The 26,432-nt window shown below is 65.2% G+C and carries 21 protein-coding genes; 11 read left to right on the forward strand and 10 right to left on the reverse strand.

What is annotated here, in order from left to right; genetic code table 11:
* Nucleotides 1-81: 81 nt before the first annotated feature.
* Entirely contained in the window at nt 82-990 is a 909-nt protein-coding gene (locus tag U4Y88_RS15135; RefSeq protein ID WP_321784810.1) for a DNA-3-methyladenine glycosylase, read from the reverse strand.
* Nucleotides 991-1,037: 47 nt separating this feature from the next.
* Nucleotides 1,038-2,435, reverse strand: coding sequence for a cysteine--tRNA ligase (cysS, locus tag U4Y88_RS15140; protein ID WP_321784812.1), 1,398 nt, complete (start codon nt 2,433-2,435; stop codon nt 1,038-1,040).
* Nucleotides 2,436-2,810: 375 nt separating this feature from the next.
* On the opposite strand from cysS, the gene U4Y88_RS15145 reads away from it, so the two are divergent.
* The 4 genes from U4Y88_RS15145 to U4Y88_RS15160 all read left to right on the forward strand — a co-directional run bounded on the left by U4Y88_RS15145 (nt 2,811) and on the right by U4Y88_RS15160 (nt 5,615).
* Nucleotides 2,811-3,515 carry a tetratricopeptide repeat protein gene (locus U4Y88_RS15145; RefSeq protein ID WP_224013903.1) on the forward strand — a complete coding sequence of 235 codons (705 nt, stop codon included), beginning with the start codon at nt 2,811-2,813 and terminating at the stop codon, nt 3,513-3,515.
* A 63-nt stretch (nt 3,516-3,578) separates the two neighbouring features.
* Entirely contained in the window at nt 3,579-4,160 is a 582-nt protein-coding gene (locus U4Y88_RS15150; protein ID WP_074984459.1) for a peptidylprolyl isomerase, read from the forward strand.
* 138 nt (nt 4,161-4,298) lie between these two features.
* Nucleotides 4,299-4,793, forward strand: a complete 495-nt coding sequence (locus tag U4Y88_RS15155) for a peptidylprolyl isomerase (RefSeq protein ID WP_065060212.1) — start codon at nt 4,299-4,301, stop codon at nt 4,791-4,793.
* A gap of 24 nt (nt 4,794-4,817) precedes the next feature.
* Entirely contained in the window at nt 4,818-5,615 is a 798-nt protein-coding gene (locus tag U4Y88_RS15160) for a UDP-2,3-diacylglucosamine diphosphatase (RefSeq protein WP_224013901.1), read from the forward strand.
* Nucleotides 5,616-5,715: 100 nt separating this feature from the next.
* Here U4Y88_RS15160 and cysE read toward each other — a convergent pair whose 3' ends face one another.
* Together cysE and U4Y88_RS15170 are read right to left on the reverse strand one after the other, a co-directional pair.
* On the reverse strand, nt 5,716-6,543 hold the full coding sequence (cysE, locus tag U4Y88_RS15165) for a serine O-acetyltransferase (protein WP_321784814.1): 828 nt from the start codon (nt 6,541-6,543) through the stop codon (nt 5,716-5,718).
* 260 nt (nt 6,544-6,803) lie between these two features.
* On the reverse strand, nt 6,804-7,619 hold the full coding sequence (locus U4Y88_RS15170) for an RNA methyltransferase (protein ID WP_415774446.1): 816 nt from the start codon (nt 7,617-7,619) through the stop codon (nt 6,804-6,806).
* Nucleotides 7,620-8,004: 385 nt separating this feature from the next.
* Here U4Y88_RS15170 and U4Y88_RS15175 point away from each other — a divergent pair, with 385 nt between their 5' ends.
* From U4Y88_RS15175 to U4Y88_RS15190, 4 genes are all read left to right on the forward strand, one after another.
* On the forward strand, nt 8,005-8,805 hold the full coding sequence (locus U4Y88_RS15175) for an inositol monophosphatase family protein (RefSeq protein ID WP_224013897.1): 801 nt from the start codon (nt 8,005-8,007) through the stop codon (nt 8,803-8,805).
* 273 nt (nt 8,806-9,078) lie between these two features.
* Nucleotides 9,079-10,440, forward strand: coding sequence for a lysophospholipid transporter LplT (gene lplT, locus U4Y88_RS15180; RefSeq protein ID WP_321784816.1), 1,362 nt, complete (start codon nt 9,079-9,081; stop codon nt 10,438-10,440).
* Between the two features lie 113 nt (nt 10,441-10,553).
* Nucleotides 10,554-13,262 (forward strand): DNA mismatch repair protein MutS, encoded by a 2,709-nt coding sequence (gene mutS, locus U4Y88_RS15185; protein ID WP_321784818.1) that lies wholly within the window; start codon nt 10,554-10,556, stop codon nt 13,260-13,262.
* Nucleotides 13,228-14,757, forward strand: a complete 1,530-nt coding sequence (locus tag U4Y88_RS15190) for a hypothetical protein (protein ID WP_321784820.1) — start codon at nt 13,228-13,230, stop codon at nt 14,755-14,757. Before mutS ends, U4Y88_RS15190 begins: the two co-directional genes overlap by 35 nt.
* 101 nt (nt 14,758-14,858) lie before the next feature.
* Here U4Y88_RS15190 and U4Y88_RS15195 read toward each other — a convergent pair whose 3' ends face one another.
* Entirely contained in the window at nt 14,859-15,404 is a 546-nt protein-coding gene (locus U4Y88_RS15195; RefSeq protein WP_224013889.1) for an FKBP-type peptidyl-prolyl cis-trans isomerase, read from the reverse strand.
* A 32-nt stretch (nt 15,405-15,436) separates the two neighbouring features.
* On the opposite strand from U4Y88_RS15195, the gene U4Y88_RS15200 reads away from it, so the two are divergent.
* Entirely contained in the window at nt 15,437-16,687 is a 1,251-nt protein-coding gene (locus U4Y88_RS15200) for a cupin domain-containing protein (protein WP_310632274.1), read from the forward strand.
* Nucleotides 16,688-16,919: 232 nt separating this feature from the next.
* Complete coding sequence (locus U4Y88_RS15205) at nt 16,920-17,195, forward strand: hypothetical protein (RefSeq protein ID WP_082991928.1); 276 nt, start codon at nt 16,920-16,922, stop codon at nt 17,193-17,195.
* A gap of 217 nt (nt 17,196-17,412) precedes the next feature.
* On the opposite strand, the gene U4Y88_RS15210 is transcribed toward U4Y88_RS15205, so the two are convergent.
* The 3 genes from U4Y88_RS15210 to U4Y88_RS15220 form a co-directional block, all read right to left on the reverse strand.
* On the reverse strand, nt 17,413-19,659 hold the full coding sequence (locus U4Y88_RS15210; RefSeq protein WP_321784822.1) for an ATP-dependent DNA helicase: 2,247 nt from the start codon (nt 19,657-19,659) through the stop codon (nt 17,413-17,415).
* A gap of 75 nt (nt 19,660-19,734) precedes the next feature.
* Nucleotides 19,735-19,968, reverse strand: coding sequence for a DUF465 domain-containing protein (locus tag U4Y88_RS15215; RefSeq protein WP_224013885.1), 234 nt, complete (start codon nt 19,966-19,968; stop codon nt 19,735-19,737).
* Nucleotides 19,969-20,050: 82 nt separating this feature from the next.
* Nucleotides 20,051-20,923 (reverse strand): colicin transporter, encoded by an 873-nt coding sequence (locus U4Y88_RS15220; RefSeq protein ID WP_321784824.1) that lies wholly within the window; start codon nt 20,921-20,923, stop codon nt 20,051-20,053.
* 285 nt (nt 20,924-21,208) lie between these two features.
* Between U4Y88_RS15220 and U4Y88_RS15225 the strand changes: the two genes are divergently transcribed.
* Nucleotides 21,209-23,554: a Tex family protein gene (locus U4Y88_RS15225; RefSeq protein ID WP_224013881.1), complete on the forward strand. Its 2,346-nt coding sequence runs from the start codon at nt 21,209-21,211 to the stop codon at nt 23,552-23,554.
* Nucleotides 23,555-23,675: 121 nt separating this feature from the next.
* On the opposite strand, the gene U4Y88_RS15230 is transcribed toward U4Y88_RS15225, so the two are convergent.
* Nucleotides 23,676-25,562: a potassium transporter Kup gene (locus tag U4Y88_RS15230; protein ID WP_310632268.1), complete on the reverse strand. Its 1,887-nt coding sequence runs from the start codon at nt 25,560-25,562 to the stop codon at nt 23,676-23,678.
* 274 nt (nt 25,563-25,836) lie between these two features.
* Complete coding sequence (locus U4Y88_RS15235; RefSeq protein WP_065060227.1) at nt 25,837-26,412, reverse strand: phosphoribosyltransferase; 576 nt, start codon at nt 26,410-26,412, stop codon at nt 25,837-25,839.
* Nucleotides 26,413-26,432: the final 20 nt, after the last annotated feature.

A 26,432-nucleotide genomic window follows, 5' to 3' on the forward strand; every position in this document is an offset into this window, starting at 1 on the left:
CTGAAGAAACCAGGACGAATCAAATCGGGGACGGAACTGCCGCGCACCCCGCGCGCGGCGCCCCGCCCGATCGCCCCGGGCTTACGAAGGCTCGAGACTGCGCCACATATACCAGGTTGCGACGGTACGCCACGGCTCCCAGTTGGCCGCCACTTCACGCGCTTCGCTGCGCGTGACGGGCTCGCCGCTGAAGTAATTGACGCTGATCGCCTGAATCAGACCGAGGTCGTCGAGCGGCAGCACGTTCGGACGCGCGAGATTGAAGATCAGGAACATCTCGGCGGTCCAGCGGCCAATGCCGCGGATGGCCGTGAGTTCGGCGATCACGTCCTCGTCGTCCATCGTGGTCCACTTGCCCACGTGCAGCGCGCCGGACACGAAGTGCTGCGCGAGATCGAGGATGTACTCCGTCTTGCGCTTGGACAGTCCGCACGCCGCGAGTTTTTCGTGGCCGAGCTTGATGAACTGTTGCGGCACGAGCTTCGGACATGCGGCCTCGACCTTCTGCCACAGCGCCTGCGCCGCGGCCGTCGAAATCTGCTGGCCGACCACCGAGCGCGCGAGCGTGACGAACGGATCGTCGCTGCTCATCAGATGCACGGGGCCGAATTTCGGAATGAGTTTCTTGAGGATGCGGTCGCGCTTGACGAGGTCCGCGCAGGCCTTGTCCCAATAGTCGGGGCGCACCACGTCGGACTCGACGCCGCGCGACGGCGCAGCCGCTGCATCCGCAGCGTCGCCATGCGCGCCTTCGGGCGACGCGGCCGGCATCGCGCCGATGCTATCGGCCGCGCCGTTGACCTTCGCGCGCGTTTTGCCCGCACCTTCCTGCGCCGCGCCGTTGAGCGCGTGCTTCTTGACGCCGTCCGCCTTCACGGTGTCGGCTTCCTGCTGTTTCTGGGCGCCGCGCGCGGCGCGTTTCGCCGCATCGCCTGCCGCGCCCGTAAGCGACGCAGACCGCCTGGCCTGCGTCTTCGTGGCCGTTGCCATCCTGCCTCCTGCCTCGCGAATCGATCAGTGGAAACTGGACAGCCCGCTCAAACGCGGCGCCACTCGGTCAATCCGCCCGGTTTGTCTTCGAGCGCAACACCGGCATCGAGCAGTTCGGCCCGGATCCGGTCCGCCTCCGCATACTGTTTTGCCTGCTTCGCGGCGACGCGCGCGGCAATCTTCGCCTCGATCGCCGACACGTCGAGCGCACCCGCGTCCTGCGCGCCCGCAGCCTGCTGCAGGAACGCGCGCGGTTCGCGCACGAGCACGCCGAGCACGCGGCCCAGACGCTGCAACTGACGCGCCAGCACCACGTCGCGCGTGCGGTTCACTTCCGTCGCGAGTTCGAACAGCACCGAGATGGCGACCGGCGTATTGAAGTCGTCGTTCATCGCGGTATGGAAACGCTGCGCGTACGCCTCGTTCCAGTCGAGCTCGCCGGCATCCGGCGTGACATCCTTGAGCGCCGTGTACAGACGCGTGAGCGCATTGCGTGCGTCGTCGAGATGCACGTCGCTGTAATTCAGCGGCGAGCGGTAATGCGCGCGCGCCATGAAAAAGCGCACCACTTCGGCGTCGTACTTCGCGAGCACTTCGCGGATCGTGAAGAAGTTGCCAAGCGACTTCGACATCTTCTCGTTGTCGATCTGCACGAAACCGTTGTGCATCCAGTAGTTGACGAACTTCTCGCCCGTCGCGCCTTCGCTCTGCGCGATTTCGTTCTCATGGTGCGGGAACTGCAGATCCTGCCCGCCGCCATGAATATCGAAATGATCGCCGAGCAGCGTGCAGCCCATCGCCGAACATTCGATATGCCAGCCCGGACGGCCACGGCCGTATTTCGAGTCCCAGCTCGTGTCCGCCGGCTCCTCTGGTTTTGCCTGTTTCCACAGTACGAAGTCAAGCGGATCCTGCTTGGCATCGTTCGCCGCCACACGCTCGCCCGCGCGCAGGTCTTCGATCGACTTGCCCGAAAGTGCGCCGTAGTGCGCGAACTTGCGCACCGCGTAGTTCACGTCGCCGTCCGAACCTTGATACGCGTAGCCGTTCTTTTCCAGCATGCCGATCATGTCGAGCATCTGCGGAATGTACTGCGTCGCGCGCGGCTCGTGATCGGGACGCGCGACGCCCAGCGCGTCCGCGTCTTCATGCAGCGCGTCGATGAAACGGTCGGTGAGCTGCTTGATGGTTTCGCCGTTTTCCACCGCGCGGCGAATGATCTTGTCGTCGATGTCGGTGATGTTGCGCACATAGGTCACGTTGTAACCGAGCGTGCGCAGCCAGCGCTGTACGACGTCGAACACCACCATCACACGCGCGTGGCCAACGTGACAATAGTCGTACACCGTCATGCCGCAGACGTACATGCGTACGACGCCGGGCTCGAGTGGCACGAAATTTTGCTTGTCACGCGCGAGCGTGTTGTAGATGCGCAGTGATTCCATAAAGACGATGGATACGTGGGTCGAAAGAAATCCGCGGTGGCGCCGACAGCAGCGAGCGGGGCATGCGAAGCACCGCGCTCCTGGAGCTGCGTACAGTCGCGCTCAATCAGTCATCAGGGCGGAGACGACCACGAGTGGCGAAAGAAAGCCTGGCGTTCAGCGCAGCGTCGCGAGCGATTTTGCGTGGCGGCGACGCTTGCACGACGCTTGCGTTCCCATTCGCGATGTTGGCACGCAACCCCTTCATGCAACCGTCCCGGAACTGGCCGTAACCAGCTGGAACCGGCGCCGAATCGGGCGCAGCGATTTCACGCGACGAAAACGCACAGACCTTTTGTTAGAATGGCTCGGAGTATAACACCGCGACCTCACCCTATGAAATCTTCCAGCGGCCGCGCGCCTCGCGCTGCGACCTTTGCGGCGGCGGCTCTCGCGAGCCTCGGTTTCGTTCTCGGCGGCCTGTCCGCCGCGCATGCGGCACCGCCCGCTACGGCCGACGGCACGCCTGCCGCGGACTCCGCCATCGGCCAGCACGACTGGGCCACGGCGCTGAACGAGCTCGACGCGCGCATCAAGTCGAACCCGCGCGACGTGCAGGCGAAGTTCAAGCGCGCGACCATCCTCGCGCGTCTTGGCCGCGACGACGACGCCATCGAGGCCTTCACCGAACTCACGCAGACCTACCCGGAACTGCCCGAGCCCTATAACAATCTCGCGGCGCTCTACGCGAAGCACGGCCGTTACGACGAAGCCCGCATCGCGCTGGAAACGGCCACGAAGGCGAATCCGTCGTACAGCCTCGCGTGGGAGAATCTCGGCGATCTGTACCTGCGTCTGGCCGACGCCTCGTACCGCCGCGCGAGCACGCTCGGCCATACGAGCGGCCCCACGCAGCAGCGTCTCGCCGACATCGAGAAGATCGTCAATCCGCCGAAGTCGAAGAAGGCCAAGGGCGAATCCGGCGCATCGGAGACGGCCACGAGCAAGCACGTGGGCCCGATGCTCGACAATCCGGTGATCCAGTTCGGCGGCCCGACCGGGTCGCTCGCGATGCCGCCGTTCGTGGCGCCATCGAACTAAGCCGCAGCACGCCGCGCGCGGCGTGACTGCGACACGTTTTTCCCCGCACTTCCGAGGATACTCATGAAATGGTTGATGTTGGCGCTCGGCAGCGCCGCCCTGATCGCGAACGCACCCGCCTTTGCGCAGAACGGCCCGCAAGCCGCGCATCCGCAGGTGCTCTTCAAGACCAGTGATGGCGACATTCGCGTCGAACTCTATCCCGAGAAGGCGCCCAAGACCGTCGACAACTTCCTCCAGTACGTGAAGTCCGGCCAGTACAACGGCACGATCTTCCATCGCGTGATCCGCGGCTTCATGATCCAGGGCGGCGGCTACACCACGAGCTTCGTCGAGAAGCCCACGCGCGCGCCGATTCCGCTCGAAAGCAAGAACGGCCTGAAGAACACCACCGGCATGCTCGCGATGGCGCGCACGAGCGACCCGAATTCGGCGACGGCGCAGTTCTTCATCAACACCGTGGATAACGCCAACCTCGACTATCCGAACCCGGACGGCAACGGCTACGCGGTGTTCGGCAAGGTCACGCAGGGTCTCGACGTCGTGAAGAAGATCGAAGCGACGCCCACCACTTCGCGCGGCCCGATGTCCGACGTGCCGCAAACGAACGTCGTGATCCAGTCGGCCACCGTGGTCGGCAAGTAAGCTCACACCCCACCATTCGTCGCGCGGCGCGGCGCCGGCACACGCGAAGGCAGACGCCTCGCCTCGTGCCGAAACCGCACCGCCCTTTCACCCCCCGCCTCAGACACACTCAGGCACCCATAGGCAAAGGATTCCATCATGGTCGAACTGCATACGAACCACGGCGTCATCAAGCTCGAACTGAACGCCGAAAAGGCGCCGAAGACGGTCGCTAACTTCCTTAACTACGTGAACAGCGGCCACTACAACGGCACGGTGTTCCACCGCGTCATCGACGGCTTCATGATCCAGGGCGGCGGTTTCGAAGCCGGCATGAAGCAGAAGCCGACCGAAGCGCCGATCGAAAACGAAGCGAACAACGGCCTGAAGAACGTGCGCGGCTCGATCGCGATGGCACGCACCAACGACCCGCATTCGGCGTCGGCGCAATTCTTCATCAACGTCGCCGACAACGACTTCCTGAACCACTCGTCGCCGACGCCGCAAGGCTGGGGCTACGCCGTGTTCGGCAAGGTCGTCGACGGCCTGGACGTGGTCGAGAAGATCAAGTCGGTCAAGACGGGCTCGAAGGGCTTCCATCAGGACGTGCCGGTCGACGACGTCGTGATCGAGAAGGCTGTCGTCGTCGAATAACGCAACAGGGCGCTCGCTTCATCGATGCTGCAGGACAAGGCACTCAGACACGCCGCCGCGGGCGTGCCCGGCGAGGGCAAGCGCCCTCATGCGGCGCGCCCGTTTCTCTTCATCTCGGACCTGCATCTGAATGAAGCGATTCCGCACACGGTCGCCGCGTTCGAACACTTCATCCATGTGACGGCCGATCAGGCCGACTCGGTGTTCATACTCGGCGACCTCTTCGAATACTGGATCGGCGACGACATGCTCGCCAATCCGTTTTTCGCGCGCATGGCCGCGTTGATGCACACGCTCTCCGAGCGCGGCATCGCGCTGTACATCATGCATGGGAATCGCGATTTCCTGATGGGCAAACGCTTCATGAAAGCGGCGGGCGCGATCTGGCTGCCCGACCCCATCGCGATCACCGCGTTCGGCACGCGCATCGCGCTCGCGCACGGCGACGCCATGTGCACCGACGACCGCGGCTATCAGTTCTTCCGCAAATTCGCGCGCAACCGGCTGCCGCAACTGCTGTTTCTCGCGTGGCCGTACCGCTGGCGCATCGCACTCGCCGAACGCGCGCGACGCGCGAGCGAGGAACGTCGCGACGGGCCGTCGCTGCCGAAATACGATGTGACGGCGAAAGGCGTCGCGGCGCTGTTCAAGCGCGCTCGTGCGAACACGATCATTCACGGGCATACGCACCGGCCCGCGCGTCATCAGGAACCCGGCGGCACACGCTGGGTGCTGCCCGACTGGGATCTCGACCACGGCAAGCCGCGCGGCGGATTGTTGCGCGTGGACGCGGAAGGGTTCAGGATGTTGCCGCTCGATTGAGGGGCGCGGGGCTCGGTACATCGGACCGGAAATAAAAACAGCCGCTTGAAGCGGCTGTTTTACCTTACGACGCGTTATGAACGTATCGGGTGCTACGCGCTCAAACCCGCGCCGCAGCCTCATCGCGCGTCTGCGCCTGCTCACCCTCACGCGCCGCCGCGCCGCCTTCAAAACCCGCCGAAAGACGGCGCAATTCCGCGAGCGCGGCATCCGCGCCATGCAGCGCTTCGAGACGGGCGCCCAGCCGTTCGAGCGCGACCACGATCGCGTCGACGCGTTGCGTCTGCGTCGCCGCGTGATCGATCAGGCCGTGAATAGCCAGCGACACCGGATCGTCGGCGTTCGGCGAGATGCCGTACGCGCAGAAGCCCTCGCGCGCGGATGCGGCCTTCGCCTGCTGCGGCGGCGTCTTCGCGGGCGCGACGATACGCGCCGGATTCCCCACCGCCGTCGCGCCCTCGGGCACCGGCTTCACGACCACGGCATTCGAGCCGATCTTGGCTTGCGCGCCCACCGTGAAGCCGCCGAGCACCTTTGCGCCCGCGCCCACGATCACGCCCGCGCCGAGCGTCGGGTGACGCTTGGCGCCCCGCGTCAGCGAGGTGCCGCCGAGCGTCACGCCCTGATAGATCGTGCAATCGTCGCCGACTTCCGCCGTCTCGCCGATCACGACGCCCATGCCGTGATCGATGAACACGCGCCGGCCGATGGTCGCGCCCGGATGGATCTCGATGCCGGTGAGAAAGCGCGCGAGCTGCGAGACGTAACGCGCGAGCCAGCGGCGCTTCGCGAGCCAGCAGGCATGCGCGAAACGATGCAGCACGAGCGCGTGCAGCCCCGGATAACAGGTGAGGACTTCCCAGGCGCTGCGAGCGGCGGGATCGCGCTCGCGGATCGTGGCGATATCTTCGCGAAGTCTCTTGAACATGGCTTTCACACGCTTCGAACGTGAGGAACAGGGGAATCGGCTGCGCGTCGCCCACTCGGGGCGCGCACGGCTCGCGCGTGGCGTCGGGAAACTCGGGATACGCAGGAAATCGCGGTCGATGGCGGACGATTCCGCCTCGCGATCCCTCGGCAATCCCTTAGCAGCCACGCTGATTTGCTTGTGATGTGCAGTCGATTGTAGGCCAAAGGCGCGCGTGGCCTGGCAAGTCCACGCGGCCATCAAGGTCGGAGCCGCGACGCTTACTTCGCGCCGTCCTTGCTCTTGAGGAGGATGTGCTTGGCGATGCCGCGCACGATGTTGACTTCCTCGCGCTCGAGCCCCGAACGTGCGAACAGACGCCGCAAACGCGACATCAGCTTCTTCGGATTGGCCGGATCGAGAAAATCGAGCGCGATCAGCGCGTTTTCCAGATGCACGTACATGCGCTCGATATCGTCGCTCGTGGCGAGCGGCGTGCCTGCATCCGGCGTGCCGGCGGTCGGCAGCGCGGCACCCGGCGAGTCCTCGGACAGATACGCGAGGCGCAGTTCGTAGGCCAGCACCTGCACGGCCTGCGCGAGGTTGAGCGAGCTATAGGCCGGATTGGCGGGAATGTGCGCGAGCGCCGTGCAGCGCTCGACGTCCTCGTTCGACAGGCCGGTGCGCTCGTTGCCGAACACCAGCGCGATGTCGCCGTGCGCGACCTGACGGCAGGCGTCCTGCACCGCGTGACGCGGCGCGGCCGGCGGCGGCCCGTATTCACGCGTACGCGCCGTGAGCGCGAGCGACCAGGACGAGCCCGCGAGGGCGTCGGCGAGCGTGGGGACGATGTGGGCGGCGGCCAGCACGTCGTCGGCGCCGCTGGCCATGGCGATCGCCTCGGGATCGCAGTGCACCTGCGGCACGCGCGGCGCGACCAGCACGAGCCGCGAAAAACCCATCGTCTTCAACGCGCGCGCCGCAGCGCCGACGTTGCCCGGATGGCTGGGCTCGACCAGCACGAAACGCGTGGACGTGAAACCGCCGCGCAGCGGCTCGTGTGCCGCATCGGCGGCGTGTGAATCGGGGTGCTCCAAGATGAATCTCGTACGGCGTGGTCAGTGAAGCATCTATGTTAGCGCGGCTCGCGCGCCGGGCCTATTGGGGACGGCGCGGAGCAAGCCCGCCAGCACCGCCCCGGCATCGCCCGAGCACCGCTCGCATTCCGCCCATCCGAAGTCCCCCGAAGCCGACCGGAAATCGGGTAAAATGCCAGATTCGCGCGCGTTTTCCGGCCGTCAGACTGACCGGAAAACCGGGCCCGCAAGGCCGCCGCGCCCCGTTCTTATTCAATTCGTCTCCGTTGGCGGGACAGGTTCCGCGGCCGCCAGGCCCGCGCCCTGTCCAATCGTTAGACGCTTTATCTTTCGCACCACCGGTGCGCGTGCCGATGCGCGCGCCGGACAACAAGGATCCAGGCTCATGCATCCCATGCTCAACATCGCTGTCAAGGCCGCGCGCCGCGCCGGACAGATCATCAACCGCGCGTCGCTCGATCTCGACCTCGTGCAGGTCGCGAAGAAGCAGCACAACGATTTCGTCACGGAAGTCGACAAGGCGGCCGAAGCCGCCATCATCGAAACGCTCACCACCGCCTACCCCGACCACGCGATCCTCGCCGAAGAATCCGGCGAATCGGCCAACGAGTCGGAATACCAGTGGATCATCGATCCGCTCGACGGCACCACGAACTTCATCCACGGCTTCCAGTACTACTGCGTCTCGATCGCGCTCGTGCACAAGGGCATCGTCACGCAGGCCGTGGTCTATGACCCGACCCGCAACGACCTCTTCACCGCCTCGCGTGGCCGCGGCGCGTTCCTGAACGACCGCCGCATCCGCGTGGGCCGCCGCGACCGTCTCGCCGACGGCCTGATCGGCACGGGCTTCCCGTTCCGCGAAAAGGACGGCCTCGACAGCTACTGCGAACTGTTCGCCGCCATGACCAACGCCTGCGCCGGCCTGCGCCGCCCGGGCGCCGCCGCGCTCGATCTGGCGAACGTCGCCGCGGGCCGCATGGACGGCTTCTTCGAACAGGGCCTCAAGCCGTGGGACGTCGCCGCGGGCGCGCTGCTGGTGACGGAAGCCGGCGGCCTGATCGGCAACTACACGGGCGACTCGGACTTCCTGCACGTCGGCGAAATCGTCGCGGGCAACCCGAAGATCTACGCGCAAATGGTGCCGATCCTCTCGAAGTACACGCGCGTCAAGAAGGAAGCCTGAGCGCGCTGAGCCGCCGCCGCATCAAAGCGGCAACGCAGCCGCGAGCGTCCCGCATGAAGCTGTAAGGCGATTGCGAGGAACACTGCGGCGCGCGGCGGCGCGTGTCACAATCCGGGAAACTGCAAAGCGGCACGGATCAGGACGAGCAAGGCAGCGGGGACAAGCGTCGAATCGGCAGCGCGTACTCGCGCCGCGCGCCACGCGACACTCACCCGCACCATCAAGCGGCTTCGGCCGCTTTTTTCATCGTTTTTCCGTGCCGGTTTCGTTGTATTGCGTTTCCCGCGCCATGGTCGCCGGGGCCATCGAGCCGTCGTTCAACCGCTCCAACCCGCGATGAAAAAAGGCTTCTACACGATCATCGCCGCGCAGTTCGTTTCGTCGCTCGCCGACAACGCGCTGCTGATCGCGGCAATCGCGCTGCTCACGGTGATCTCGTCGCCGGCCTGGGTCACGCCGCTTCTGCAAATCTTTTTCACGGTTTCGTACGTGCTGCTCGCGCCCTTCGTCGGCGCGTTCGCCGACGCGCTGCAAAAGCGCCACGTGATGTTCGTCTCGAACGCGCTCAAGGCCGCCGGCTGCCTGCTGATGATCGCGGGCGTGCATCCGATGCTCGCGTACGGCGTGGTCGGTTTCGGCGCGGCGGCCTACTCGCCCGCAAAGTACGGAATCCTGACCGAATTACTGCCTGCCGAAAAACTCGTCGCGGCCAACGCGTGGCTCGAATCGGCGACGGTGCTCTCGACCATCGTCGGCACCATGCTCGGCGGCGCGCTCGTGTCGACCTACGCGCAGCGTTTCGTCACGCATCATCCGATGCCGCTGATCCACTCCGCAGCCGATCTCGCGATGCTCGCGGTGATGATCACTTACGCCATCGCGGCGCTCATCAACTTCGGCATTCCCGATACCGGCGCGCGCTATGAAAACCGCCTCAAGGAACCGGCGCGACTGGTCGGCGACTTCGTGCACTGTTTCAACGTGCTGTGGGCCGACAAGCTCGCGCAGATCGCACTGTGGGTCACGACCCTGATGTGGGGCGCGGCCGTGACGCTGCAGTTGCTCGTGCTCAAATGGGCCGACGCCAATCTTGGCCTCACGCTCTCGAAAGCGGCCGTGATGCAGGGCGTGACCGGGCTCGGCATCGCGCTCGGCGCGGGCGCGGCGGCGGCGTGGGTGTCGTTGCGCGCGTCGCTGCGCGTGCTGCCGGTGGGCGTGCTCTGCGGCATCGTGGCGATGGCGATGGCGTTCTACAGCAAGAGCCTGTTCCCGGCCGGCGAAGGCCTGCGCTTCGGCACCTTCGTGCTGCCCTTCTACCTGCTTTTCGCGTATCCGCTGATGATCGCGCTCGGCACGCTCGCGGGCTTTTTCATCGTGCCGATGAACGCGCTGCTCCAGCATCGGGGCGCGACGCTGCTCTCGGCCGGCCATTCGATCGCCGTGCAGAATTTCAACCAGAACCTCGCCGTGCTGATGATGCTCGGCGCCTACGCGCTACTGCTCACGGCGAAGATGCCCGTACAGTGGATCATCGTCGTATTCGGCGTGTTCGTTTCGGGGATGATCTGGCTCGCGATGCGACGGAGTGCCGCGAACGCGCGCGCCGTGGACATGCAGGCGCTCGTCGACGAATGAGCGCGAACACCGCCTGGCGGCATGGCGCGCGCATGCGCTAGCCATCCGGCCAGGTTCACGCGCCCCCCGCGCGGGTTACACTCACGCCCTGAACCTTAAGCAAGACACCGAGGATGGCTACACACACCGCAGGCGCAGCCGACACCGCGCAACACACTCCCATGATGCAGCAATATTTGCGCATCAAGGCCGATCATCCGGGCACGCTCGTGTTCTACCGGATGGGCGACTTCTACGAGCTGTTCTTCGAAGACGCGGAGAAGGCCGCGCGCCTGCTCGACCTCACGCTCACGCAGCGCGGCGCATCGGCGGGCAATCCCATCAAGATGGCCGGCGTGCCGCATCACGCCTGCGAGCAATATCTCGCCAAGCTCGTGAAGCTCGGCGAATCGGTGGCGATCTGCGAACAGATCGGCGACCCCGCCACCTCGAAGGGGCCGGTCGAACGCAAGGTCGTGCGCGTGGTCACGCCCGGCACGCTCACCGACGCGGCCCTGCTCTCCGACAAGAACGACGTCTACCTGATGGCGGTCTGCCCCGGCCACAACCGGCGCGGCGCGACGGTCAACGTCGGCCTCGCGTGGCTCAATCTCGCAAGCGGCGCGCTGCGCCTCGCGGAAGTCGCGCCCGAACAGGTCGCGGCGGCGTTCGAACGCATCCGTCCGGCGGAAATTCTGGTCGCCGAAATGCCCGCGGAGTCGTCGGGCTGGGCGCCGCCATCCGCGAATTCGGGCACGACGCCCGGCGCGCTCACGCGTGTGCCTGCGTGGCACTTCGACGTCGCGTCGGGCCGCCAGCGCCTGTGCGACCAGCTCGACGTGGCGAGCCTCGACGGCTTCGGCGCGCAAACGCTCACGAGCGCCTGCGGCGCGGCCGGCGCGCTGCTGCTCTACGCGGCGGCCACGCAAGGCCAGCAACTGCGTCACGTGCGCAGCCTGAAGGTCGAAGCCGAATCGGAATATATCGGCCTCGATCCGGCCACGCGGCGCAATCTCGAACTCACCGAAACGCTGCGCGGCACCGAGTCGCCCACGCTCTGCTCGCTGCTCGACACTTGCAGCACGACCATGGGCAGCCGTCTGCTGCGTCACTGGCTGCATCATCCGCCGCGCGACGCCGGCATCGCGCAAACGCGTCAGCAAGCCATTGGCGCGCTGCTCGACGCCCCGCCGCCCGCGAGCGTCGATTCCCTGCGCAGCGCGCTGCGCCAGATCGCCGACGTCGAACGCATCACCGGGCGTCTCGCGCTGCTCTCGGCGCGTCCGCGCGACCTGTCGAGCCTGCGCGACACCTTCGCCGCCCTGCCCGCGCTGCGCGAACAGGTCGCGGCCGCAGGCGGCGCGTCGGCGTCGCTCGCGCGCATCGTCGACCTGCTCGATCCGCCGCCCGGCTGCGCCGAACTGCTGCAACGCGCGGTCGCGCCCGAACCGGCGGCCATGATCCGCGACGGCGGTGTGATCGCGCGCGGCTACGACGCGGAACTCGACGAACTGCGCGACATGTCCGAGAACTGCGGCCAGTTCCTGATCGATCTCGAAGCACGCGAACGCACGCGCACGGGCATCGGCAATCTGCGCGTCGAATACAACAAGGTGCACGGCTTCTATATCGAAGTCACGCGCGGTCAGACCGACAAAGTCCCCGACGACTATCGCCGACGCCAGACGCTGAAGAACGCCGAGCGCTACATCACGCCCGAACTGAAGACGTTCGAAGACAAGGCGCTCTCCGCGCAGGAGCGCGCGCTCGCACGTGAGAAAGCGCTCTACGAAGCGCTGCTGCAATCGCTGCTGCCGTATCTGCTCGACTGCCAGCGCGTGGCCGCCGCACTCGCCGAGCTCGACCTGCTGGCCGCCTTCGCGGAACGCGCGCGCGCACTCGACTGGGCCGCGCCGGAATTTTCCGAAGCGCCCGGCATCGAGATCGAGCAAGGCCGTCATCCGGTGGTCGAAGCGCAGGTCGAACAGTTCATCGCGAACGACTGCGTGCTCAACGCGGACCGCAAGCTGCTGCTGATCACCGGCCCGAACATGGGCGGTAAATCGACCTTCATGCGGCAGACCGCGCTGATCGCCTTGCTGGCTTACGTGGGCAGCTACGTGCCCGCGAAGCGCGCGCGCTTTGGTCCGATCGACCGCATCTTCACGCGTATCGGCGCGGCCGACGATCTCGCGGGCGGGCGCTCGACCTTCATGGTCGAGATGACGGAAGCCGCGGCGATCCTCAATGACGCCACGCCGCAAAGCCTCGTGCTGATGGACGAAATCGGGCGCGGCACCTCGACCTTCGACGGTCTCGCGCTCGCGTGGGCCATCGCGCGGCATCTGCTGTCGAGCAACGGTTGCCAGACGCTGTTCGCCACGCACTACTTCGAACTCACGCAACTGCCCGCCGAGTTCGCGCAGGCGGCCAACGTGCATCTTTCGGCGGTCGAGCACGGTCATGGCATCGTGTTCCTGCACGCCGTCAGCGAAGGCCCGGCGAACCAGAGTTACGGCTTGCAGGTTGCGCAACTGGCGGGCGTGCCCAATCCGGTGATCCGCGCGGCGCGCAAGCATCTCGTGCATCTGGAGCAGATGTCGGCGGGCCAGCCCACGCCGCAGCTCGATCTGTTCGCCGCGCCGTCCGCTGCGAGCGAGGACGAATTCGACGCACCCAAACACTACGTCGAAGACGCACCGCAAGCCGAGGAAGATCTCGCGGCGGCGCGTGTCGCCGAGCGTTTGCGCGCGATCGATCCGAACGAACTGCGCCCGCGCGATGCGCTCGACCTGCTGTACGAACTGCATGAGCTGGCCACTGCGCCGGACGCCAAACGCTGAGCGTCGCCCTGCGACGCCACCGCGGCCTGCCATACGAGGCCGCGGGCTTGCGCATTCGCGTTATCTGAAAAATGTGCGCGGCATTAGGCGCAAGTCGATCGTCAGACTGGTGCATGCGCTGCGCCTGACTATCAGCATGTTCGGCGTGCTGGGTTCGCTGATTGCGCTCGCGCTGCCCGGTCTCGCGCACGCGCAACCGCAATCGGCTGCGCCCGCTGCCTCGCAACGCTATGCGTTCGCGGTCCTCGCGAACGTCGTCACCGAACCGGGCGACGAAGGCACGCTGCAACGTCTCGTCGATGCGATCGGCCGCGATCCGCAAATTTCCTTCGTGGTCTACGACGGCAATCTCAAAGGCCCGCGCGAATCCTGTGCGGACAGCCTGTACGAGCGTCGTCATGCGCTGCTTTCGGGGTCGCGTCCGCCGCTCATATTCGTGCCCGGCCAGCGTGACTGGGCGAATTGCGGTACGAACGGCAGCGGCGCGTGGGACCCGGTCGAGCGGCTCGATTTTCTGCGTCAGAATTTTTTCGGCGACAGCAATTCGCTCGGCGAAAACCCGCTCACGCTCACGCGCGAAAGCGAAGTGTCGCGCTTTCGGCCTTATCGCGAAAACGCGCGCTGGCAGACCGGCGACACGGTGTTCATCGCGCTGAACGTGCCCGGCGACAACAACCACTATCTGAACGCGGGCGGCCGCAACGGCGAATTCGAAGACCGCGTCATCGCCAACGGCTTCTGGATCGAACACGCGGCCGAATATGCGCGGCGGCGCAACGCGCGCGCCATCGTCATCTTCATGCAGGGCAATGCGATGCCCGAGCATTACGAGCGGCCCGAGCGCTTCGCGTGGCTGCGCTTCAGGCACGCGCAGCGCGACGGTTATACCGAATTGCGGCGCAGCCTCGTCAAGGCGTCCGAGACCTTCCGCGGCCCGATCGTGATCATCAATCCCGACGAGGCGCGGCTCGCGCGCGGTTTCGCGATCGATCAGCCGTTGCGCACCGAGAAGGGCGTCAGGATTGCTAACGTGACGCGCATCTCGGTCGCGCTGCGCGATCCGCTCACGCAGTGGCTACAGATCGACGCGGACATGACACGCCGCACACCGTTGCGCATCAGCGTGCGCGACGTACCGAAACATCTGCCGCTGCTGCCGCCGCAGGAACCGCCGTCGTTGCCCGGCATCAATATGTCGCCGGCTGTGCCGGACATGCCCGAAGTGTCGTCGATGCCCGACGTCACCGAAATTCCCGGCATGCAGCAGGCCCCGGACGTCAATGGTGCGTATGGCGTGAACGGCATGCCCGCTGCGCCCGCGAGCGGTGCGGCCGTGCCACCGGATTGGCCAGGCGCGCCGGCGACTACCGCGCCGGGTGCAGCGTCCTCGCCTTCTTCGGCGTCTTCACTCTCCACGCAGCACCAGCCGCAGTTCGCGCCGCCCTGGGTCGGCCACGGTGCCACACCCGCCAGCAGCGCGGCGCCGAATGACTGAGTGATCAACTGAGCGCACGCGCCTCGATCGAACAGCCGCGCAACACACGCGTAAACGAAAAACGCCGGCCCTGAGGCCGGCGCGTCGACTGATCGGCGAGATCAGTGCAGGGTAGGTTTCGAGTCGGCTTCGTCGCCGTCGTCTTCCTCGTCTTCGTCGATGACTTCGAGTCCGTCCGCGCCATGCGCGTGCTCATGCTCGATTTCGTCTTCCGTCGCCTGACGCACTTCCTTCACGGTGAGCGCGAAACGCAGGGCCATGCCCGCGAGCGGATGATTGCCGTCGAGCACGACCTTGTCTTCCGCGACGTCGGTGACGGTGTAGATGAGCGCGTCGAGATCCTCGTCGCCTTCTTCCGGCGTGCCTTCGAACTGCATGCCGACTTCGAGCGGTTCCGGGAAGCGCGTGCGCGGCTCGATCTTCACGAGTTCGGGATCGTACTCGCCAAACGCATCCTGCGGCTCAAGCTGGATCTGGGTCTCGAAGCCCGGCTCCTTGCCGTCCAGCACTTCCTCGATCTTGGGGAACGTGCCATCATAGCCGCCGTGCAGATAGACCATCGGCTCGTCGCTTTCCTCAATCAGATTGCCCTGCGCATCCGATAGCTTGTAAGCGACCGACACGACGGTGTCCTTTGCAATTTTCATTCGATCCTCCAGATTACAGACCTCATTATACGATGCCCAAGCGGTCCCCTGACCACCTGGAGGACGCGCGCAAGCAGCGCGCCCCCTCCTCCCCGGCACGCCCCGCGCCTGACACCCCCACGCCGCTGCTAAACGGCCTGAGTCCGGCGCAGTTCATGAAGCAATACTGGCAGAAAAAGCCGCTCTTGATCCGCCAGGCGATACCCGGCATCGAAGCGCCGCTCTCGCGCGACGAGTTGTTCGCGCTCGCCGACAGCGACGACGTCGAATCGCGCCTCATCACGCATTTCCGCAAGCGCTGGTCGCTCGAACACGGCCCTTTCTCGCCCGACGATCTGCCGACGCCGAAAACGCGTCAATGGACGCTGCTCGTGCAAGGCGCCGATCTCCATGACGACCGCGCCCGCGCGCTGCTCGAACGCTTTCGCTTCGCGCCCGACGCGCGCCTCGACGATCTGATGATCTCGTATGCGAGCGATGGCGGCGGCGTCGGCCCGCATTTCGATTCGTACGATGTGTTTCTCCTGCAGGTGCACGGCAAGCGCCGCTGGCGCATTGGCGCGCAGCGCGACCTCTCGTTGCAGGAAGGCATGCCGCTGAAGATTCTCGCGAATTTCGAGCCCGAGGAAGAATGGGTGCTGGAACCCGGCGACATGCTCTATCTGCCGCCGCATATCGCGCACGACGGCGTGGCCGAGGGCGAGTGCATGACCTGCTCGATCGGCTTTCGCTCGCCTTCCACGTCGGAGCTCACGAACCAGTTTCTTTACTGGCTCGCCGAACGTGGCGCAGACGATGCCGCACAACCCGGCGCGAAAGCGGGCAAGAACGGGCTTTATCGCGACCCGGATCAGCCCGCCGTGACGCATCCCGCGCAATTGCCCCCGGCACTTGTGGAGCGCGTTGCGTCCGTGCTTGCTAAAGTGCGTTGGAGCGACGCCGATGTGTCGTCGTTCGTAGGCTCGTACCTTTCGGAACCGAAGGCCAATGTGGTCTTCGACGCCCCCGAAAAACCCCTCGACGAGGCCCGTTTTGTTGCGCGCGCCGCGAAAAGCGGGATAAGACTCGACCGCAGGACAATCCTGCTTTACGATGCGCGGTCGTACTACCTGAACGGGGAACAGTACTTGCTCAGAGAAGCCCGAAAGTGGCTGCCGGCCTTGGCTGACAACCGCTTTCTGGATGGGAAACGCTTTGTAACACTCTCACACGATTCGTGTGTGACAGCGTTACTACACGAATGGTATTGTGCGGGCTGGATACGGACCGGAGAGCTTGCGTAAGCGCTTCGGACTGTTATACCGTACTAATATAGTGCTTGTATGAGAAAGACAACGTATTGTCCCCGGATTTGTCGACGGTCGATACGAAAGTGCCTATAATTTCCGCCCAGGCCGTAGGGAAGATTCACGCTCTTGCAGTGCATCTCCACCAGCGGCTCAGGTCGGTGTTGGGGCACATTTACCGGTATTATTTTGCGCTGTTGCTTACCTTTAACCATAAAAGGACGTGATCATGAAGAAATCCCTCCTCGTAGCATCCCTGCTGGCAGCTGTTGCACTCGCTGCGTGCAACAAGAGCAGCGACCAAGCCGCTGCGCCGGCTAGCGACGCAACGGCTGCTTCGGCACCGGCTGCTGCCGCTTCGGACGCTGCTGCTGCTGCTTCGGGCGCTGCTGCTGCTGCGAGCGACGCTGCTGCTTCGGCTACGGCTGCTGCTTCGGACGCTGGCGCTGCTGCTTCGGACGCAGCCGCTTCGGCAGCTGCTCCGGCATCGGGCGCAAGCCAGTAAGCTGCATTCGCGCGAGGCCCGTGCAGAGCTTCGGCTCCAGCGGGCATCGCAGCGAACCGCGGTGCAGCCTGACGACATCGTCAGTCGCACAGCGGGCAAGCAAAAAAGCCACGAACGCAAGTTCGTGGCTTTTTTGTTTTCCATCGTGATTGCATGATGCGTCGCGCATGTAACAACCGCGACGCATCTGCAAGCGTGTATTACGCGCGCAGCCTGATTAGCCGGCTTGCCCGCCCTCTTCTTCCTCGCCTTCGAAGAACGCCTGCACGACTTCGATTTCGCGCGTGCGCTTGAACGGCGGCAGACTTTGCCAGATACGGCGTCCATACGGCTTATCGACGAGACGCGTATCGCAGATCATCAACACGCCGCGATCGGTCTCCGCACGAATCAAGCGCCCTGCGCCCTGCTTGAGCGTGATTACAGCTTGCGGAAGTTGATGTACCGCAAACGGACTCAAACCCTTCTTGGTCAGCGCATCGAGTCGCGCAGCGAGCACGGGATCGTCGGGCGGCGCGAACGGCAGCTTGTCGATGACGACGAGCGAGAGCGCATCGCCACGCACGTCGACGCCTTCCCAGAAGCTCTGGCTGCCCACGAGGATCGCATTGCCGTACGCGCGGAAGCGCTCCAGCAGCTCGGTACGGCTCGCGTCACCCTGCACGAGCAAGGGCGTATTCCAGCCGCGCGCCTCGATCGTATCGCGCAGCTTCGTCGCAATACGGTCGACTGCGCGCAGCGTCGTGCACAGCATGAACACGCCGCCGCCCGATGCCTCGATCGCCGGCAACGCGGCATCGAACACAGCGTCGGTGAACTGCGGCGACGACGGCTGCGGCATGTTGCGCGGCACGTACAGCAAGCCTTGCTGCGGATAATCGAACGGGCTCGGCAAGGTCATCGAACGGCGCGAACTCAAGCCCATCTGCGCCGCGTAGTGCGTGAAGTCGCCGCGCACCGACAGCGTCGCCGACGTGAAAATCCACGTGCGCGGCACGCCCGCGCGCTGCTTCGCGAAAATCGGCGCGACCGAGAGCGGCGTCTCGTGCAACTGCACCGTATGCGAGAACACTTCGACCCAGCGGACCTTTTCGTCGTCGCCCGGGTGATCGTTGGCGGCCTCTCCCTCGCCTTCGGGCTTGCGCGCCGGCTCGGCCACCGCGGCGCCAGTCCAGCCCGCGAGGATGCCCTGTAGCTCGCGCGCGCGGCGCAGGCAGGTGCCCAGCGATTCCGCGCGTTCGGCCTGACCCGCCAGCGCCGTGGCGAGCGTGCCCAGTTCGGTCTGCAACGCATCGAGCGCATCGAACAGCGGATGGTCCTCGGGCAACTGCGTGATCGAGAGCCGCAGCGAATCTTCCTTGAACGCAAGACGCACGTCGCGCGCGGCGCGTTCGACGCCCGCTGCCAGCTTCACCCACTCCACCGCATCGCGCGCATGCGCGAGACCTTCTGCGACACAATCGCGCGCGAGTTCGAGGAACTGCGCCGTCGAGAGCGTCTCGCCGAAGAACAGCGTGGCGGTTTCGGGCAACTGATGCGCTTCGTCGAAGATGATCGTGTTCGCGCTCGGCAGCAGTTCGGCCATGCCGGTGTCGCGCAGCATGATGTCGGCGAAGAACAGATGGTGATTGACCACCACGATGTCCGCCTGCTGCGCTTCGCGGCGTGCCTGCATCACGAAGCAATCCTTGTAATGCGGACACTCCTGACCGAGGCAGTTATCGCGCGTCGAGGTGACCATCGACCACACGGCCGCCGTCTCGGGCACGCTCGCGAGTTCGGCCTTGTCGCCCGAACGCGTGATCTTCGCGAAGCGGATGATCTCCTGCAGATACGAGGTTTCCTGGCGCGACGGCAAGCGGCCGTTGTCGGCCGTGCGCTGCAAATAGTAGTGACACAGATAGTTCGAGCGACCCTTGAGCATCGCCACGCTCACGGGCACCGCGAGCGCGTCGCGCACGGTCGGAATGTCGCGGGCGAAAAGCTGATCCTGCAAGTGCTTCGTGCCCGTGGAGACGATCACCTTGCCGCCCCACAGCATGGCCGGCACGAGATAGGCGTAGGTCTTGCCCGTGCCCGTCCCCGCTTCGACGATCAGTGTGTTGTCGCCCGACTCGCCGGCGCCCGATGCGTCGTCGCCGTTCGCGGAGGCCGGTACGGGCGCGCCACGTTCCAGACGCCGCGCCGGGCGCGACTGCAACTCGAACGCGGCGGGATCGGGCTGCGCCTGCGCGGCGGCTTCCATCGCGGCCGCGACGGCGCTCGCCATCTCGATCTGCGCGGCACGCGGACGATAACCATCGATCTCGCGTGCGAGCAGGCCGTCGGCGGCAAAGAGTTCCTGGAGTTCGGCGGCGCGACGCGTGCTCAGCGCGGGCGATGCGGCTTGCGCGGCGCGAGCGTCGCCAGTCCGCGCGCCGCCATCGCGTGCAGACTGGGTTCGGGAAACGGTCGTTGAATTCAAGGCAAGCGGTTCCTGCTCGGTCCTCGAGGCACAGCCCGATTGCGGCCGCGCCCCGGCGCCTGCCGGGACCCGGAATCAGGCGTGCCCGTTCGAGGTCTTCGTTGAATCGGGGTCCAGCTGCAATTGCAGCAGGATGATGTTGTCCTTGAGCTTGAGCTTGCGCCTCTTCAGCTTTTGCAGTTCGAGATCGTCGAAGTCCGACTTCTCACAGAGCCTCTCGATCAGACGATTGAGATCGCCGTGTTCCGATTCCAGTTGCAGAATGCGGTCACGAAGGACCTCGCCTTTGACTTCACGATGCTCGCGCATGCTCGCCTCCTCGTCATGATCGGCGCACGCCGTGCGAAGAGGCGCGCGCCTGAGGTTGCTGACCGGCTGAAAAAGCGGAGTGCTACTTGCCCTGCGATTGCTGCTGCTGTTGCTGCTGTTGTTCCTGCTGCTGCTTCTGTTGCGCCTGCTGCTGCGCCTTCTCAGCCGCCTGTTTCTGACGCGCTTCCACGTCAGCCTTATGCTTCGCCGCCTCGTCCTGCTTCTGCTGGAAGCGTTCAGCCTTGTCGGCGCGTTCCTGCGCCTTCTGCTGACCTTGCGCGCGCGCCTGCTCCAGTTGCTTCTGGTAGTCCGACTGCTTCTTGTCGTACGCGGCCTGATTCGCCGCGCGCTGCGACTGAGCCTGTTCGCCCTGACGCTGCGCCTGATCCAGCGCATGCTGACGCTGCTTGTCCTGATACGCCTGCGCGTTCGCGGCGCGCTGCGGCGCTTCGGCCTGACGCTGAGCCTGATCGAGCGCGTGCTGACGCTGCTTGTCCTCGAAGGTCTGCGAACTCTTCGCCTCGTTCGCGGCCCGCTGCGGCGCGTCGGCTTCGTCGCGCGCGCGTTGCAGGGCGGCCTGCTCGTCGCGGCGGCGCGCGTTGTCGGCGCGCTGTTCTTCGTCGAGCTGCAACTGCTGATGGCGGATGTCCGCCTGCACCACGCGCATCGCGTCGCGCGCCTTGCCAAGACAGTGATTCACGAAGAACGTGTCGTAGCAATTGTGCTGCGCCACGCCGTATTGGTAGTTGTTCTCCGCCGTGCGGCGGTCAAGCACCTTCTGACGCGCGCCAAAATCGTTCTGCACCCCGGCATTCGCCGCGCCCGAAGCCGCAAGCGGCGCCGAAGCGCCCGAGCCGATCGGACCGCCTACTTCGACCGGGCTCGTGGCTTGCGCACCGCTAGCCGCGCCGCCTTGGGCGGCCTCATCTTGCGCGAGGGCCGGAACGTTCGCCATCGCCAGCAACGCGACGGCACAAACCGCCGCGCGGGCGGAGGTCCGCCATGCAGCGCCTTCGCGCGCAACGGACCGGACAGGTGACAAACGGGATGGGATCAACGTCTTCTGAGGGCAGCGGAACATGGGGGAAATTCTAACACCCCCCGACTCGAGCGCCCGGCCATTTATGGCAAAATGCCCCGCTCCACCGGCCAGCGGGCGTTCCCTCGCGGGTGCGCTCCGCCCGGTCGTCGGACCGAAAACCGGACTGCAAACCGATCCTCGCAGGAATATCCAGACCCTATGACGGAAACCGTAGCACTCAAGATCGTCCAGCGTATCGCCACTGAACTGAGCGTTCAACCGCGCCAGGTGGCGGCCGCCGTCCAGCTTCTCGACGAAGGAGCGACCGTTCCGTTCATCGCCCGCTACCGCAAGGAAGTCACGGACAATCTCGACGACACCCAGCTGCGCACGCTCGAAGAGCGTCTGCTGTATCTGCGCGAACTCGAAGAACGCCGCGCCACGATCCTCGCGAGCATCGACGAGCAAGGCAAGCTCACCGACGAGCTGCGCACCGCCATCGAGACCGCGGACAGCAAGCAGGTCCTCGAAGACCTCTATCTGCCGTACAAGCCCAAGCGCCGCACGCGCGCGCAGATCGCCCGCGAAGCCGGTCTGCAGCCGCTCGCCGACGCGCTGCTCGCCAATCCGCTGCTCGATCCGCAGACGGAAGCCGCGCAGTACGTGGACGCGGAGAAAGGCGTGGCCGACGTGAAGGCCGCGCTCGACGGCGCGCGCGACATCCTCTCCGAACAATTCGGCGAAACGGCCGAACTGCTCGGCAAGCTGCGCGACTGGCTGCAAAACCAGGGCGTGGTGACGTCGACCGTGATCGAAGGCAAGGAGAAAGAGGAAGGCGAGAAGTTCCGCGACTACTACGACTACTCCGAGACCATCAAGACCGTGCCGTCGCACCGCGCGCTCGCGCTGTTCCGCGGCCGTAACGCGGGCGTGCTGATGGTCAAGCTGGGCCTCGGCGGCGAACTCGACACGCAGACGCCGCATCCGGGCGAAGGCCATATCGCGCGCCACTTCAACATCGCGAATCTGGGCCGCCCCGCCGACAAGTGGCTCGCCGACGTGTGCCGCTGGTGCTGGCGCGTGAAGGTGCAGCCGCACCTCGAAAACGAACTGCTCACGAATCTGCGCGAGCTGGCCGAGACCGAGGCGATCCGCGTGTTCGCGCGCAACCTCAAGGATCTGCTGCTGGCCGCGCCGGCCGGCCCGAAGGCTGTGATCGGCCTCGATCCGGGTCTGCGCACGGGCGTGAAGGTGGCCGTGGTCGACCGCACGGGCAAGCTGCTCGCGACCGACACGATCTATCCGCACGAACCGCGCCGCGACTGGGACGGCTCGCTCGCGAAGCTCGCGCGCATCGCCGCGCAGACGCAGGCCGAACTCGTCAGCATCGGTAACGGCACGGCTTCGCGCGAGACCGACAAGCTCGCGAGCGAACTGATCGCGAAGCATCCCGAACTGAAGCTGCAGAAGATCGTCGTGTCCGAAGCCGGGGCGTCGGTTTATTCGGCGTCCGAACTAGCGGCGAAGGAATTTCCGGAACTGGACGTATCGCTGCGCGGCGCCGTGTCGATCGCGCGCCGTCTGCAAGACCCGCTCGCCGAACTCGTGAAGATCGAGCCGAAAGCGATCGGCGTCGGCCAGTATCAGCACGACGTGAACCAGCGCGAACTCGCGCGCTCGCTCGATGCCGTGGTCGAGGACTGCGTGAACGCGGTGGGCGTCGATGCGAATACGGCGTCGGTCGCACTGCTCGCTCGCGTGTCGGGCCTGAACTCGACGCTCGCGCGCAATATCGTCGATTACCGCGATGCGAACGGTCCGTTCCCCTCGCGCGAGCATCTGAAGAAGGTGCCGCGTCTCGGCGATAAAACCTTCGAACAGGCCGCGGGCTTCCTGCGCATCAACAGCGGCGAGAATCCGCTCGACCGTTCGTCGGTGCACCCGGAAGCGTATCCGGTCGTCGAGCGCATGCTCGCGAAGATCCAGCGCAATATCGGCGACGTGCTCGGTAGCCGTGAAGCGCTCTCGGGTCTCTCGCCCGCTGAATTCGTCGATGAGCGTTTTGGTCTGCCGACCGTGCGCGACATTCTCTCCGAGCTCGAAAAGCCGGGCCGCGATCCGCGTCCCGAGTTCAAGACGGCAACGTTCCGCGATGGCGTCGAGAAGGTCTCGGATCTCGTGCCGGGCATGGTGCTCGAAGGCGTCGTGACCAACGTGGCGGCGTTTGGCGCGTTCATCGACGTGGGCGTGCATCAGGACGGTCTCGTGCACGTCTCGGCGCTGTCGACGAAGTTCATCAAGGATCCGCACGAAGTCGTGAAGGCCGGTCAGGTCGTGAAGGTGAAGGTGCTCGACGTCGACGTGAAGCGTCAGCGGATCGCGCTCACGATGCGTATGGATGACGATCCCGCAAGCGCGGCGCAGCGCGCCGGTGGCGGCGCGGGCAATGGCGGCAGTCGCGATCGCAATGATCGCGGCGGCAACGCGAATCGCGGCGGTCAACGTTCGCGCGGCGAGGAGCCGGTGAACGCGATGGCTGCGGCGTTTGCGAAGCTCAAGCGCTAACGTAGGCCGCACGCGGCGCGGGCCGCACACCATGCAAGCCCGCGCCGCGCGTGAACCGCGCAATTCAAGCGCAACAAAAAAGCCGCCCAAGGGCGGCTTTTTTGCATCTTGAAGCTGACGATCAAATCTCGATCTTCGTCCCCAGTTCCACCACGCGATTCGCGGGAATGCTGAAGAAGTCAGTCGGCTTCGCGGCATTCTGGTGCATCCACGCGAACACGCGCTCGCGGAAGATCGACATGCCTGGCAATTGCGTCGGCACCACCGTCTCGCGCGCGAGGAAGAACGACGTGTCCATCATCTCGAACGACATGCCTTCGATACGCCCAATCTCCTCGAGCACGGCCTTCACGTCCGGCGTTTCGTTGAAGCCGTAATCGGCCTTCACGAGATAGAGACCGCCGCCGATATCCTTCACGCTCACGCGCTCCGCGTTCGACACGTACGGAATATCGCGAATCTTGAACGTGAGGAAAATCGTGCGTTCGTGCAGCACCTTGTTGTGCTTCAGGTTATGCAGCAGGCTCACCGGCACGAGCGTGTCGCTGCCCGTGAGATAGATCGCGGTGCCGGAAACACGATGCGGCGGATGCGCGAGCAGACCTTGCAGGAACGGCATCAGCGGAATGCCGTCGGCGGCCGTGCGCTCCTTCACGATCATGCGGCCCTTGAACCACGTCATGAGCAGGAAGAACAGCAGCGCGCCGATACCGAGCGGCAGCCAGCCGCCCTCTTCGACCTTGAGCAGATTCGCGCCGAAGAAGCCGAGGTCGATGATCAGCAGGCCCGCTATGATGAGCCCGACCAGCCACTTGTTCCACTTCCACAGCTTCGTCATCACGACGCTCACGAGGATCGTGGTCATCACCATGGTCGCGGTCACGGCGATGCCGTACGCGGCGGCGAGGTTATCGGAGCTCTTGAAGCCCACCACGATGCACAGAATGATGAACAGCAGCATCCAGTTCACGACCGGCACATAGATCTGGCCGATGGCGAGATCCGACGTGTGCAGCACCTTCATGCGCGGCACGTAGCCCAGCAGAATCGCCTGGCTCGTCAGCGAGTACGCGCCCGAGATCACGGCTTGCGAAGCGATCACCGTGGCGACCGTCGAGAGCACGACGAGCGGCAAGAGCGCCCAGTCCGGCGCCAGCAGGAAGAACGGATTTTCGATCGCGCGATGATCCTGCATCAGCAGCGCGCCCTGACCGAAGTAGTTGATCACCAGCGAAGGCATCACGAGGCCGTACCACGCGCAGCGGATCGGCTTCGCGCCGAAGTGGCCCATGTCGGCGTAGAGCGCTTCCGCGCCGGTCAGCACCAGCACGACCGAGCCGAGCACCACGTAGGCCTGCAGCAGGTGCGCGCTCATGAACGAGATGGCGTAGTACGGATTGAGCGCCGCGATCACGCCCGGCTGCTGCACGATGCGCGCGGCGCCGAGCACGGCGATGGTGATGAACCAGATCACCATGATCGGCCCGAACAGGCGGCCGACGAGCGCGGTGCCGTGGCGCTGGATCCAGAACAGCGCGATCAGGATCACCATCGTCAGCGGCAGCACGAGATGTGCGAGCTTGGGCGCGGCGATCTCCAGACCTTCGACCGCCGACATCACCGAGATGGCCGGCGTGATCACCGCATCGCCGTAGAACATGCAGGCGCCGAAGATGCCCAGCGCCGTGAGCACCACGACCGAGCGGCTCTTGCGGTCGAGCGAGCGCAGCGCGAGCGCCATGAGCGCGAGCACGCCGCCTTCGCCGTTGTTATCGGCGCGCATCACGATGAGGACGTATTTGACGCTGACGACGATCATGATCGCCCAGAACAGCAGCGAGATGACGCCAAGGATGGACGTGTTGGTAAGCGGAATGCCGTGAGAAGGGCTGAACGCCTCTTTCAGGGAGTACAGCGGGCTCGTGCCGATATCGCCGAACACCACGCCGATGGCCGCTACGGCCAGGGAAGGTAGCGGCTGTTTTGCCACGTGCGTGCTAGTTGTCATATACGCAGAGATCCGTTTGAGGCGGAAAAATTCGAGCGCTATTCTAAACCGGCTGCGGGTGGAACCAGAGTACACGTTGCGACCCCGCGACGTACTCTTGTCCCCGCGCAGTTTAGCATTCGCGCTTTGCAGCAGTCTGCCGTCTGCGCCCCGGCGGGCGAACTGGCCCATCGGAGCGCACCGCGACAGCAAAAAAAACGGAGCCTCGAAAGGCTCCGTTCATGGCCTGGCCGCGCCGCGCAGACCCGTAGGCCGCGGCGGCGCGCCAACGCGCTCAACCCTGCGAGTTCTGCTGCTGGGCTTGTTGCAGGCCGCGCTTGATCCACGCGCCGAGGTTGTGAGGACGCACCGTGTCCCACTCCTCGAACGGCTGGTGAATCCAGGGATTCGTCGGCAGATGCTGGACGAAATAGTCCGGCTTCACCTTCGAGCAGCCCTTGTACCAGAGCACCGCCGAGCGCACGCCGGTCACCGCCGGATAACGCTCCTTCAGGTGATCCTGCACGCGCGCGAGCGTGACGCCCGAATCGACGAGGTCGTCGACCAGCAGCACGTTGCCTTCGAGGTGACCGCGCGTCATCGTGATGTACTGCGCGATGTCGAGGTCGCCCTGCTCCGTGCCCGCTGCTTCGCGGTACGAGCTGGTCGCGAGAATCGCCAGCGGCAGATCGTAGATGCGCGAGAGCTGGTCGCCCACGCGCAGGCCGCCGCGCGCGAGACACAGGATCTGATCGAATTTCCAGCGCGATTCATGCACCTGAAGCGCGAGCATTTCGATCAGCCGGTGGTATTCGTCCCAGCCGACCCACAGGTTCTTGTCGTCGTTGCGCGGGTCCATCATTTGAATCATTTTTGCTTCTACCTTCTTGC

The sequence above is a fragment of the Paraburkholderia sp. J94 genome, from assembly GCF_905220285.1.
GTDB lineage: Bacteria > Pseudomonadota > Gammaproteobacteria > Burkholderiales > Burkholderiaceae > Paraburkholderia > Paraburkholderia tropica_A.